The sequence below is a fragment of the Streptococcus sp. NCTC 11567 genome (assembly GCF_902141215.1).
GTDB classification, from domain to species: Bacteria; Bacillota; Bacilli; order Lactobacillales; family Streptococcaceae; genus Streptococcus; species Streptococcus dysgalactiae.
Genome location: NZ_LR595857.1, coordinates 1991335 through 2004929 on the forward strand (window position 1 = coordinate 1991335; position 13595 = coordinate 2004929).

General features: G+C 40.1%; 9 protein-coding genes and 3 pseudogenes. 2 read left to right on the forward strand and 10 right to left on the reverse strand.

The genetic code is table 11. The annotated features are described in order from the left end of the window. Window positions 1-46: 46 nt before the first annotated feature. Entirely contained in the window at window positions 47-2548 is a 2502-nt protein-coding gene (gene leuS / locus FQT67_RS09945; RefSeq protein ID WP_046177465.1) for a leucine--tRNA ligase, read from the reverse strand. Between the two features lie 198 nt (window positions 2549-2746). After that, window positions 2747-3336, reverse strand: a pseudogene (locus tag FQT67_RS09950) (PLP-dependent transferase); the annotation flags it as partial. Window positions 3337-3623: 287 nt separating this feature from the next. Between FQT67_RS09950 and FQT67_RS09955 the strand changes: the two are divergent. Then, a pseudogene (locus FQT67_RS09955) lies at window positions 3624-4646 on the forward strand (IS30 family transposase). Between the two features lie 529 nt (window positions 4647-5175). Next, a pseudogene (locus FQT67_RS11055) lies at window positions 5176-5250 on the forward strand (SpoV family signaling peptide); the annotation flags it as partial. A 271-nt stretch (window positions 5251-5521) separates the two neighbouring features. On the opposite strand, the gene FQT67_RS09965 reads toward FQT67_RS11055, so the two are convergent. The 8 genes from FQT67_RS09965 to pbp2a all read right to left on the reverse strand — a co-directional run bounded on the left by FQT67_RS09965 (window position 5522) and on the right by pbp2a (window position 13579). After that, window positions 5522-5899: a hypothetical protein gene (locus FQT67_RS09965; protein WP_015058103.1), complete on the reverse strand. Its 378-nt coding sequence runs from the start codon at window positions 5897-5899 to the stop codon at window positions 5522-5524. A 250-nt stretch (window positions 5900-6149) separates the two neighbouring features. Next, window positions 6150-7865: a cholesterol-dependent cytolysin streptolysin O gene (gene slo, locus FQT67_RS09970; RefSeq protein WP_115257056.1), complete on the reverse strand. Its 1716-nt coding sequence runs from the start codon at window positions 7863-7865 to the stop codon at window positions 6150-6152. A gap of 23 nt (window positions 7866-7888) precedes the next feature. Further along, window positions 7889-8374, reverse strand: coding sequence for an NAD glycohydrolase inhibitor (locus FQT67_RS09975; RefSeq protein ID WP_003058235.1), 486 nt, complete (start codon window positions 8372-8374; stop codon window positions 7889-7891). Between the two features lie 4 nt (window positions 8375-8378). Continuing rightward, window positions 8379-9722, reverse strand: a complete 1344-nt coding sequence (gene nga / locus FQT67_RS09980) for a nicotine adenine dinucleotide glycohydrolase (protein ID WP_003058231.1) — start codon at window positions 9720-9722, stop codon at window positions 8379-8381. 367 nt (window positions 9723-10089) lie between these two features. Beyond that, complete coding sequence (nusG, locus tag FQT67_RS09985; RefSeq protein WP_002987881.1) at window positions 10090-10629, reverse strand: transcription termination/antitermination protein NusG; 540 nt, start codon at window positions 10627-10629, stop codon at window positions 10090-10092. A gap of 217 nt (window positions 10630-10846) precedes the next feature. Then, on the reverse strand, window positions 10847-11023 hold the full coding sequence (secE, locus tag FQT67_RS09990) for a preprotein translocase subunit SecE (protein WP_003052994.1): 177 nt from the start codon (window positions 11021-11023) through the stop codon (window positions 10847-10849). 12 nt (window positions 11024-11035) lie between these two features. Further along, the gene (rpmG, locus tag FQT67_RS09995) at window positions 11036-11188 is read right to left on the reverse strand and encodes a 50S ribosomal protein L33 (RefSeq protein ID WP_003052996.1); all 153 of its coding nucleotides are present in this window, start codon (window positions 11186-11188) and stop codon (window positions 11036-11038) included. Between the two features lie 48 nt (window positions 11189-11236). After that, the gene (pbp2a, locus tag FQT67_RS10000; RefSeq protein ID WP_046177489.1) at window positions 11237-13579 is read right to left on the reverse strand and encodes a penicillin-binding protein PBP2A; all 2343 of its coding nucleotides are present in this window, start codon (window positions 13577-13579) and stop codon (window positions 11237-11239) included. Window positions 13580-13595: the final 16 nt, after the last annotated feature.

Consider the following 13595-nt stretch of genomic DNA (forward strand, 5'->3'; position numbering starts at 1 on the left):
CCCAGTGGAGTCTATATAGATATCAACTATTGTTAGTCTTTGATTGTTACTTTACCACGATATTAACAAGCTTGTTAGGGACTGCAATCACTTTGACAATGTCTTTGCCTGCAATCTCAGCTTGTACTTTCTCATTAGCAAGGGCTGCAACTTCTAAGTCTTCCCTAGAAAGATCCTTAGCAACCACTAATTTCGCTTTGACTTTTCCTTTGATTTGGACAACGATTTCCACATCGTTTTCAACCAATTTGGACTCATCCCAAGTTGGCCAAGCCACATGAGCAATGGACTCATCTGATTGAGTAATCATTTGCCAGAGTTCTTCACCCAAGTGTGGCGCAAATGGAGCAATCAATTGCACAAAGCCTTTGGCATAGTCCACAAACAACTGGTCTTCTTTGTTAGCTGCATTGACAAAAATCATCAATTGAGCAATAGCAGTATTGAACTTCATGGTCTCAATTTGTTCAGTAACAGCTTTGACAGTTTCGTTGTAAACTTTATCCAAGGCGCCGCTATTTTCCGCCACAATCTCCCTAGTCGTTACCAAACGGTAGACGCGGTCAAGGAACTTACGAGAACCTTCTAAGCCTTCTTCGCTCCAAGCGATTGAGGCATCTAATGGCCCCATGAACATTTCATACACACGCAAGGTATCCGCACCGTATTGTTCCACCACGTCATCAGGATTGACAACGTTTTTGAGTGATTTAGACATTTTTGCTGGTGCTTGTTCAAGCTCCTCACCTGTTTCGATATGGAAGAAGCTGCCATCACGTTTTTCCACCTTGTCAGTCGCTACAAGCGCTCCACGATGGTCACGGTAACTCGTTCCCAAAATCATCCCTTGGTTAAAGAGTTTTTGGAATGGCTCTTTGGTTGGCACAACGCCTAAATCGTAAAGGACTTTATGCCAGAAACGGGCATACAGGAGATGAAGCACTGCATGTTCGGCACCACCCACGTAAATATCAACAGGCAGCCATTGTTTCAACAATTCTGGATCCGCCAAAGCTTGATCATTTTTAGGGTCAATGTAACGCAAATAATACCAGCTTGAACCAGCCCACTGTGGCATAGTATTGGTCTCACGACGACCTTTAACACCATCTTCGCGGGTCACTTCTAACCAATCAGTCAAGTTAGCTAGTGGTGATTCACCTGTTCCTGAAGGGCGAATATCTGAAGTTACTGGCAAGACAAGCGGCAACTCATTTTCAGGAACAGCTGTTGAAGTGCCATCCTCCCAGTGAATAATTGGAATCGGCTCACCCCAATAACGTTGGCGGCTAAAGAGCCAGTCACGCAAGCGGTAAGTCACTTTTTCATTTCCAACTTCCTTGTCTTCAAGCCAAGCTACCATCTTAGCGATTGCGTCAGCCTTGTCTAGACCGTCTAAGAAGTCGGAATTAATGTGACGTCCATCCTCGGTATAAGCAGCTTCTGCCACATTACCACCCTCAAGCACTGGAATAATCTCAAGGTCAAATTGTTTGGCAAATTCCCAATCGCGTTCGTCGTGGGCAGGTACAGCCATAATAGCACCTGTACCATAACTTGCTAGCACGTAGTCAGCAATCCAGATTGGCACTTCTTTGCCGTTGACCGGGTTAATAGCGTAGCTACCCGTCCAAACACCTGTTTTTTCCTTAGCGAGGTCAGTGCGGGCCAAGTCAGATTTCAAGCTCGCTTGGCGTTTATAGTCTGCCACGGCTTCAGCTTGTTCGGGGCTAGTAATCTCGTCAACAAGGGCATGTTCTGGCGCCAAAACAGCATAAGTCGCTCCAAACAAGGTGTCAGGGCGCGTGGTAAAGACGGTAAAGTCTTTGTCACTGCCTTTAACCTTGAAGGTCACATTGGCACCGGTTGACTTACCAATCCAGTTACGCTGCATGTCCTTGATAGACTCTGGCCAGTCAACCTCTTCTAAATCTTCTAAAAGACGTTCAGCATAGGCCGTGATTTTAAGCATCCATTGGCGCATTGGTTTGCGGACAACAGGGTAGCCACCACGCTCAGAAGTTCCATCAGGCAGAACTTCCTCATTGGCAATAGCTGTTCCCAACTCTTCTACCCAGTTCACAGGAACCTCTGCCTCATAGGCCAAGCCTTTTTCATACAATTTGGTAAAAATCCATTGCGTCCACTTGTAGTAGTCTGGGTCAGTGGTATTAACCTCACGGTCCCAATCATAAGAAAAACCAAGGGCATTGATTTGGCGTTTGAAGTTAGCAATATTTTCCGCTGTAAACTCTGCTGGATCATTACCGGTATCCATAGCATATTGCTCAGCAGGCAAACCAAAGGCATCCCACCCCATTGGGTGCAAGACATTGTAACCTTGAGCACGTTTAAAGCGACTTAAAATATCTGTTGCTGTGTATCCTTCCGGGTGTCCGACGTGAAGACCGGCTCCTGAAGGGTAAGGAAACATATCAAGCGCATAAAACTTAGGTTTCGAAGCGTCTGTTCCTGTCTTAAACGTGTGATTGTCAGCCCAGAAGGCTTGCCATTTTGGTTCAATGGCTTTATGATCGTAAAATGTCATGTGAAATCTCCCATGTAAAAAAGTCTAGTCTTCTTATTATAGCATGATATGAGACTTTTAGGAATGGGCAAGACAAGACTAGCACCTTGCTTTTGAGACTTCAGATGATTAGCTATTTTTAAAACCTGCTTTAGCATCAACCATCCTCACAAAAAGCTAGACTTGCCCTGTAAACAGAACCAATCTGGACAAATAGACTTAAAAAGTAAGTGCTTGCTCAAAATCTGCCAATAAATCTTCGATATTTTCGACACCACAAGACAAGCGCAGCAAACCATCAACAACCCCTTGTTCTAACCGCGCTTGTGATGATAAGCAAGCATGAGATATCGTTGCTGTATGTGACAAAATCGACTCTACTCCACCTAGAATAACGGCTAAAATCGGCAACTGAATACGATGGGTAAAGGTCATCAGCTCCTCCTTAGAAGCCAACTCAAAGGGTAAAACAGCACCACCATTCTTAGCCTGTTGCAGGTGGGTATCGTGATTAGGATGACTGTCTAACCCAGGGTAATGTAGCTTAAGAACTTTGAGGTGCTTCGCTAAATAGCTAGCGAGTTGCTGAGCATTTTTACCGCTCGTTCCATACGGATTCCCATAGTTTTCATGCCACGAAGAATCAGTCAAGCGTCTTCGACTCCAACAATTGCTCCAAAGTTTTTTTGAAAAAGCTTGAGCTGATTGTAGATAGCCTCATTATTGATAGCAGCTAAACCAGCTACCACATCACTATGACCATTGATAAATTTGGTCACACTTTCTACCACAATATCCACACCCATAGCATGGTTCAATCTAAGTCTCAAGTTCAAGGTTTCTTCAGTAGGCTTTGGACACAAATAACAACATGGTTTTCTTCATTAACAAAAAAGAACTAAAACAATTCACTTATGAATGTTAAATAGTTCCCTTAGCCAATTATCAACAACCAACTCGTGGCGGTTTTCTAATTCTAGGTCGCCACACTTCTTATCCAGATAAATATCCCGCGTTGTAAAATGAAGTGCAACAAAAAAGACATGTTTGTCTGATATACTAGAATTCCCCAATTCAGTATGGAAAGCAGATGAACATGTCTAATATTAATTCTACCAGAAAATTTTCCTATTCTCATCTTTCAGCCACAGAACGGGGTGAAATTGCTGCTTATCTTAAAATGAGAGAGCAACCCGTTGATATTGCTCGACTCCTGGGTTGTCACTGTTCTACAATCTGCCGAGAAATAAAACGTTGTTCAGTAGAACAGGTAAAGGATAAGAATGGAAAACAAACCTTCTTCAACGCCTATTTTGCTGATAGTGGATAACGTGTCTATGAAACCAATCGTCAAAAGAGTTCTTACCTCAAATTGAATGGCTGCTCCACTAGGTTCATTGCACAATTAGAATCTGCCTTGACGGCTAACATTCGTCTCCATAGTGTGGATAGTTTTGTTCAGACTTACAAAGTAAACCATCCTGAAGAAGTCGTCCCCTATACCAAAACGATTTATCGTTATATCAAAGAGGGGTTGTTAGCTATTAAACCAATCGATTTGCCTAAGATGGTTAGTATCAGAAAACGTTCTAAGAAAGTCATGAAGACGAATAAGAAGACTTTAGGTAAATCTATCGAAGAACGTCCAGAATATATTAATGATCGTTCTGAATTTGGGCATTGGGAGATTGATTTGATTCTCGGCAAGAAAACCAAAGGTGAAGCTGTTATGTTGACTTTGGTAGAGCGCCAGACACGCTATGCACTAGGAGTTAAGCTAGAAGACAAGCAGTCCCAAACCATTAACCGCGCTGTCACGCATCTCATCAGTCAGTATCCTATTGCATCCATCACAGCGGATAATGGTTCTGAGTTTAGTTTACTCTCAACCTTAGAAGCTGTTGACGTTTACTTTGCACATCCCTATTCTTCACATGAGAGAGGAACAAACGAGAACTTCAATGGCCTCCTCAGAGAATATGTCCCTAAAGGAATCTCACTTAATCCACTAACCTCTGAAGAACTTGACAATTATCTTACAGTCATCAATGAGCGCCCAAGACGACTTCTTCAATATCAATCCTCAACATTCCTGTTTGAGCTAGCCCGAACAACTTAACCTCTGGAACTCTAGTTATCTATGAACTGGTTGCACTTGACTTGACAACTTGCGGCCAGATAAATAATAATAAAAACATTAATATATAACTTGATTTGTTAACAAAAAGTTAGTATAATATAGTCATATCTCAAATTAAAGGAGTTATCTTCTTCGTAAGACTACAGTTATGAAAAGCCTAGAGCTGCGTAAGCAGTTCTAGGCTTTTTGATTGGCTAAAATGTTTTTACTAATGACCCCTCAAGGTAAAAAAGAAAAGACATACCGCCTATAAAAGGACGTGCCCAAAACACAAGTCGCAATGGTTTCTAGCTAACCAGCACCAAAAAAGCTGTAATAGTTCAAATAGAATGATAAAAAGATTGATGCAATTAGTTATTAATGTGATTTTCATAATATATAAAAATACTTTATTCGTGGCTTTATCTGCTTTTTCGGTCAAAGATATAACAAAAGATTAAAAATATGATATTTAATGATTAACATAATATGAATATAGTATAAGTATACTATAATTTAAGGAGTATCTATGAAAAAGAAATTATCTTTATTTATGATCGCAACTGCTGCTGTTGTGGGCCTTAGCCTTGCAACACCGGAAAACTAAACTGTTTCAGCAAATGAGGCTACAACTACTCAAGAATGTAATTACGATTTTTACGGATATTGTGGGTCTATCAGCTGGTTATTCTATAACACAAGAGATTTTTTATTAGGTAACACTACTGTAAAATAAAAAAAGTCTCTCCATAGTGAGACTACGGTTATAAAAAAGCCTAATGATTAAGGTGCGGTTGCAAAGAACTGTTTTAAATTCGTTTTTGCCTAACTATATCCACTGGCTAAGGAGTCAGCTTAGAGTTGATTATCAAGTGTCAAATCAACTTTTCCCACCAATGTAAAATGATTCCCCATATAAACTTGACAGGAAGTAACAAAGGGTAGCTTCCCCCAAATCCTTCATTATAACCCTCTTTGTACCCATCTTTATAACCATCTCTATAATGCTCATGATTAGAGTCATCAATATCCTTAGGTGATTTTGGTACTTCAGGGTCAGGTGGGGTCAAATCGGTCCATTCGGCTACTTTTCCATCTTCTTTCCCCTTTGTTAAACCTTGGTTATAGCCTAATCTCCAAGGGTCTTTATCCTCCTCATCTGCCATAACAGGTCTTGCTATAAGCAACATAGCAGTAAGTAGAGCCATCAAGAGGTAGACGAAGCGTAGTGGCTTGTAAGATTGTTGTTTCATGATAATAGTTATCTCCCCCTTTTATGTTATGCTTTGCTTGTTAAAAAGCATCTTGTTAGTATTATAGATTAGAAGTAGCTTAGATTCAAGGTAACTATGTAAGAAAAGAATAACTTTTTGATTAGCATATCAAAAAGCTTGTCTATGAAAATATCTCATAGACAAGCTTTTTGTATTTGTGTGAGGAGTAGGCACATGGCCTCAAGAGATAAGCAGCATCAAGGTGCTTGACGAACCTCTTGAACCAGTCCTACTTATAAGTAATCGAACCATATGGGCTCAAGGTTGATCCTGAGATGTTGACATTAATTTCTTTAGACAGTTTCACATCTCTTTCGTCGATCACTTTTCGCCACCATTCCCAAGCTAAGCCGGTGCACTCTCTAGCCATGATACGGATATTTCGTGAATTAGCTCCTAGTGGGATAACTGTGCTAAATGGTGATGTCTTACTATACCAGTTGTTGTCCCAACGTCGTTTTGTAATCACTTCTTTTCCTTTGTCATCATAATTGATTTCATCCCAAAGGATTTCATATTGAGCAACATAGGCACCTTGATGAGACAGGTTAATTTTTCCACTCGTGTACTCGGTAGATGTTGTTTCAACGTATTCACTTCTGTTATTGACACCCGCAATTTTATTATTTTTAAGGAAAACACTGGTGTATGAAATAGGATAAGCTGGGTTTTTTCTACTGAAGGTAGCATTATCTTTGATAACGTTTCTAATAACATCAAAGTCTTTTGTGACTACCTTATTGTGCTCTGCAGCATCTCCTCCTAAAACGACAGCTGTAAATGAACTATTTTCTAAAATATCAGAGTATTTTCCATTAGTTTTAACATCTGTTCCTTTTAGAGCTGCACTAAAGGCCGCTTCAACATCATTACTTTTAGAACTTGTTTCTAGTTTGACAAAAACAGTTCGACCATAAGCTACGTTACTCACAAAGAGTGGCGGGGCTTCATTGCTGACACCTTTTCGTTGCAACTCTTTAAAGGTCACTGATTTATCAAACACATCCGCAGGATTATTAGGAAGGTTTGCTGATACGGTGTAAAAAATTTGCTTGTATGCTGCAATCATCACCTTCTTTTCACCTTTTGAAATCGACTTGAAATCAATGCCTAAAGTACCATCTAAGATTTTACTATTAACATTTAGAGCTGCTTCAATCTGTGATTTAGAATATACCATTGATTCAGTATATTGTGTTCTGGCAGGAAGCGTATTACCACCAGAATAATTATCATGCCATTGGTTAACAAGATTATCAATAGCTGTTGAAACATTGGCATAGGTAGGGTCATTGACCTCAACCGTTGCTTTGTCTCCCATACCTGGTAAATCAATATGGATTTTTTGTGGGTTTCGCTTGGTGACTACTGCGTCTGGTTTGTTTTCGGTAAAACCTTTATTAGCCAGCTGAAGGGCTGCTGGATAGGTCCTATCAGTGACAGAGTCAATGATGGAAATATCGACCGGTGTAGTGTTGATATTTTTTTTCTTTCTTTCAATGACAATAAATTTGTCAGCTTTCTTAACGCCTTCTTTAGGAACAAAGTTTTCAATGGTTTCACCATTTTTAGCAAGTACTTCAAGCTCATTATAATTTAGTGAATAAATCTTGTCATTGATTTCTTCAGTATGATCTTCTTCGCTTTTTTTATTGTCTTCTGAGTTTTTTTCTTCTTTTTCTGCAGATTCTAGTGGCATTTCTTTGGGAGCAAGCTTAATCATATCGTTAGAGTTAAGCATATCATCCATTTTCTGACCTGCTTTTTCTGTAGTTAGCTCACTACTTTCTGGTTTTGGTTGTTCATTTGTCGTTGTGGTTTCTGTATTGGCAGTGTTTTGTTTGTTCGAGTCAGCATTAGCAGTAACAAGATTACCAACGATAAGAGCTGCCGTTAATAGCCCAGCGACGCGACTGTATTTTTTAAATATTTTTTTATTAGACATGTCCTTCATACCTTTTTATCATTCTAAAATGTTTCTATTGTTCTTTCGACCATATCAAGCATAGTATCTTGATAGTGAGCAAATTCTCCTAATTTGTAATGTGCCATAGCCTCTCTAATATGCGCATCTTTTAACGCTTTGGTTATATTAGCTAGTATGCTTTGACGGTTTAAATAAAATGGCAAGCTTTCGTAATAATTTAATAACATGTTTTCAGCGTTTAGGGTTTGAACCGCTTGGTAAATGTCTAATGCTTGACCGCTATTTGACATTTCTAATAATGCTTCTTCGATGTTAGCTTTCAATTGAGTATAGCCTTTTATGAAAGCAGGGTAAATCCCATACTCTAAAATAACTTCTGGATCAGAAATATCTCCCATATAGGAGTCTCTTTTAGTGATACGATACTCTTTGTCACTACCTATCAAGTATTTTTTTAAATCATTAACAGTTACTTCTTTTTGAAACATTTTTTGGTAATGTTCTAAACCCTTTGGCACCTTATACATATTGTTACTTCCTATCTTGCATTTTCTTAATTTTGAAGCGACCAGTTACTTTTTTATGGTCACCATTTGGAGCAATGATGGTAGGATCAATAATCTCAAAATAGCCTTTGGCATCAATCTCTGCTAAGACAGCTTTAGATTTTAGATCTTTAACACTAATCGATGGGAAAATTAATTCACTTTCTGAATTTTCAATGTGTTTTCCTGACCACGTTTGGCAACCAGGAATGTTGAGCGAATTTGCTCCAGGAGTATCTCCGCTAGCTGTTCGGATATAGCCTAGCTTATCAATGTTTTTTGTTAGTTCAGAATCGTACTCATATTGATAAACCCCATCGCTATATTTTCCGCTATCGACACCTTTTATATTTTCAATTTGGTCAGCTGATTTTAACTTACCTTGATCAGTAAAGAGCAATGCCATATCTTCAGCAAAACTTGTCACAAAAAGACCGTTTTCTTGTCGACCAATTGTCGACTTTCTTTTAGCATCATCAAAAGCTAACATCAAATCTTTTTTGCTTGTAACGTGGGAAGCTCCGCTTTCTTTGTAGACTTGTTTTAGTTTTTCAACAAACTCTTTTTTGTAGTGGTATTTGCGGCTAACGTACATACGGTAATACTCAGCACGTGACGCAACAGCAGACATCTGAACAGCTTTATCAGCATACTTGTCGGCAGTTTCAATAAACTCATCTGCTTGTTTATCTGTTACCCATTTATCTTTAATTTCTTTAAACTTTTTTTCAAAAATATCGCGTTCCATATTGCCAAAAGTGACCTCTGACAAGGCTAAAATATCCTTGTTTTGACCCTGATGGACCTCTGTTACCTCAATATCAATACGATCAACATCTAATTTTTTATCAATCTCAATGTGATGCGGTTTTTTAGTGTAGGTGTCGCCTAATTCAATTTTTTGAAAGAGGACCAATTTATTCCCGTTATAGTATTTAACATCAGCCTTTGCAATTCTATTTTTCTTGTAGTAATTCTCCTTGCTAGATGTATCTCCATTAACAATTAAAATTCTCCCAATATGCATCGGGGACGCAAACTTGTAAGAAAGTACCTCACCAATACCACCGCCAGGTGAATTTTCCTCCCAAACAGTACTCATTGAGCCGTCTAATGTGTGCATGACATGTTTGTCTTCTTTAGAGGAAGTGGCGTTAGCTTCCATAACTTTGGTCATTTCATATTTGACATCGCTTTTTTTACCTTCTTTGCCACTAACAGCGTACGTTGTGTTATTAGCTAATAAACTGCTACCCATTGCTCCAGCCAAAGCAATAGCAACACTTGTCTTCGCGACAATATGAGCTAATGTTACTTTTTTGTTTCTCATGTAAACCACCTTATATTATTTTTAAGTAAACTATACATTAACAAATAGTTTTTGTCAATGCGATTTATTAACATCGTTTTAGGATTTTCTATAAAAAAAATGAACAAAAAACAAGTAGGCAACTGTTACAGTTTTCAAGGTAATATGTGCATCTTATCATCACAGAACCTTCACATCTGTTCTATTTAAACCAGATTAAAAGTACTAGTTAAGTATTTGATAGTAGCAGCGTTATCAGTAATAGATCTGTTAATTATCTCTGATTACAATGATGTTAACAATAGTCATACCTTTATTTGTACACACGCTTCACTTCCAACTAAAAAAGGTCTGATGGTAATACTTATACCATCAGACCTTTGAGAGCCTATAGTTCTGCGATTTGGTAAAGTTCAACTTCGGCTACTGTTTCTGATCCAAACATGTTCAACATCAGTTTCACCTTGTTATTTTCAATCTCAACCACACGACCTTCTTGTCCCATAAAGGCACCGTCAATGATTTGAACCACATCGCCCTCTTTGATGTTGGTATCAAAGACATCAATGGTTTGCCCCATAGATAATAGGATGGCACGGATTTCTTCTTCAAGTAGTGGCGTTGGTTTAGAACGGTTCCCGTGTGAACCCACGAACCCAGTAACGTTTGGCGTGTTACGCACCACGAACCAAGCTTCATCTGTCATGACCATTTCTACCAATACATACCCTGGGAAGCGGTTTTCTTCGATTTCTTTGGTTTGCCCATTTTTTTCCACGTTAACGGTTTGCGTTGGGATTTCCACGCGCAAAATATTGTCCAACATGTTGTAAGTCTGCGCACGTTGCAAGAGGTTTTCTTTCACCTTGTTTTCGTAGCCTGAGTAAGTTTGGAGGACGAACCAGCCCTTGTCAAAAGAATCTAACATGATGTTTCCTTTCATTATAAAAAAGCCTCTTTTGGCTTTTGCGATGTTTTCTATTACCCTCATTATAATAGAAGAAACTGTCACTGTCAATGAAAGACCTTGCTCTTGACACTTTCGAATCTCCTTTTCAAACTGAGCTATTAAGCACTCAAAAAGGCTGGGAACAATTCCCAGCCTGGCTTTTCCAAGCGATGTTTTCCAATTTCTTTTAGTTAACTTAGAAGAAATTGATCAATGATAATACGCCTTTTGACAACAACTGGTCAAAGATATAGATAATCACCGTAAAGAAAGCTGTGTACTCAAGAACTGAGATAAAATCTTTCCAACGTTGCTTACGGTCTGGCCATGTTGTGTCTTTTAAGACTTTAAAAATCCCACTAATGAATCCCATCAGGCTCTCCTCTTAACGTGTTTCCTTGTGTAAGGTATATTTTTTACAATACTTGCAAAATTTGTTGACTTCTAGACGTGTTGGTTTTGGGGTGCTGCTTACTCCGATAGAGTAGTTGCGGCTGCCACATTCGACACACGCTAGGCTTGCTTTTTTCTGTGCCATAACGCCTCCGTATTCCATATTTTACCATGATTTTTAGAATTCCGCAAGCTATCTGAAATAGTCCACAATACCGTTCCAGATGGATTGGGCTTTATCACGCAAGCCAGATTGATCAACGGCATCAGATAAGGATTTTGAGGCTTCCTCAGCTGATTTTCTCAAGCCATCAATGATGGACTGGGAATCAATCCCTGTCTGGTTACCCGTTTCATTAATCCCATAGACAGCTGCAATGCCATTTTGAGCGTAAGCATTATCCACATGGAATTGGCTTCCTTTTGTGTAAGGGAGGATATAAGAGGCTTGGGTACTAAAAATCGTTGAGGCTGTTCCTGCACTGGAGTCGGTCAGGTAATGGTTTTCATCGGTCTGGTTAAAGCCCACCCACTGACTGATGACCACATCTGGGGTGTAACCAATGACCCACTGGTCTCCTGCAACATCTGGGTTAAAGCTCGTTTCGGTGGTTCCTGTTTTTCCAGCCAAGGTATAACCATAGACGTTAGCGTTAACAGCTGTTCCGTTTGAGAAAGTCCCTAACATCATGCTTGTCATCTTGTCGGCAACAGATTGGCTAATCACGCGCTTAGCCCTATCGGTAAAGGCTTTGACCACCTCACCTCTAGCATTTTCAATGCGGGTGATGAGATGAGCAGGGTGAATCACCCCATTATTAGCAAAGGCAGCGTATGCCTGAGCCATTTCCAATGGATTGGTGGTCACACTACCGCCGAGAGCTACGCCCAACTCTTTTTTGGCAGAGGTCATGTCTAGACCGAACTTTTTCCCATATGCAAAGGCCTTATCAATACCAATGTCATTTAAAGTCGAAACAGCTGGAATATTGTAAGAATTGGCTAGCGCTTGATACATGGGCACGTCTTCTGATTCGTAGTTGCCATAATTGTGAGGCTGATAGCCGTCAAAATCTTGAATCGTGTTCGGCAGCTCTTTTTCAATTGACCAGCCAGAAGCAACGGCCGGTGCATAGACCACAAGAGGTTTTATGGTCGACGCTGGGCTTCGTTGCGCTTGGGTCGCGTAGTTGAAACTTCTAAAGGTTGGGTTCTCACTACTATTTACTCGACCAATCAGTCCACGAACCGCCCCTGTTTTAGGGTCTAGGGCAACACTGGCAGCCTGCGCAGAGCTGCCATCATAGGCTGAGACAGGGAATAGATTATCATTATTAAAGGTCGTCTGCATACCTGTCTGGTAGTTTTGATCCAATTCTGTATAGACCTTGTAACCATTATTAACAATATCTTTTTCAGAAATACCGTAGGTTGAGATGGCCTCATTGATCACCGCATCAAAGTAAGATGGGTATTGGTAGTCATCTGACTTGCCAACGTAAGTATCGGCCAAGCGATTACCCATGCCAACTGTTTTAGCCTCAGCAGCTTGATCTTGGTTGATTTTCCCTGCATCAACCATAGCTCCTAAGACCGTATCTCTTCGGTTGGTTGCATTTTCGAGGGAATAATAAGGGTTGTAAATTTCAGGTCCCTTGAGCATTCCAGCTAAGGTAGCAGCTTCATCCAAGGTCAGGTTGGCAGCTGTGGTTCCAAAATACTTTTGACTAGCATCTTCGACACCCCAGACCCCATTCCCAAAATAAGAATTATTGAGGTACATGGTGAGGATGTCTTTTTTACTGTATTTTTTGGTTAATTCTAGGGCTAAGAAAAATTCACGCGCCTTTCGCTTAATGGTCTGATCTTGCGACAGGTAGGCATTTTTAGCCAACTGTTGGGTAATGGTAGAGCCACCTCCAAATCGGCCAGCTGTTACCACTGCGAGCAAGAAACGTTTGAGATTAATCCCATTGTTGCTATAGAAAGTTCTGTCTTCTGTGGCAATCACTGCATTTTCAAGGTCATCTGAAATGGCATCCAATTCCACATATGTGCCTTTTTGTCCAGACAAACTCCCCGCGTATTCGCCCGTATGGTCGTAAATGACGGTTGTCGCTTTCAAGGCATCTTGTAAGTCAGAAACCTTGGCTGTTTTTGAGAGGTAAAACAGGTAGGATCCTAGGAGCAAAACAAGAGTTCCTATTAAAATGACGAGAATCTTGCCAATATGGTAGCGACGCCAGAAACGGCGAATAGGGTTCTGCGGCGACGGCAAAATAGCCTCTAGTTTTTGTAACCAGACGGGCTGTTTTTTAGGGGCTGTTTCTCGAGATTTGCTGCGCTGAAAGGCAGCCGAAGCGCTTTGGTTTGCTGCTGAATCAGCTATTCCCACTTCCTGATAAGGCTCTTGTGACTGGAAGTCGTTACCGTCATCAAATCGTTGCGCTTGCAAGGCTTCTTCTTTTTTTAAGGCTTGTTTTTCCTGATAGCGTTTCGGAAAAAATTTTTTTTGTAAAAGTTCTAGAAATGTCATAGAGTCATTATACCAC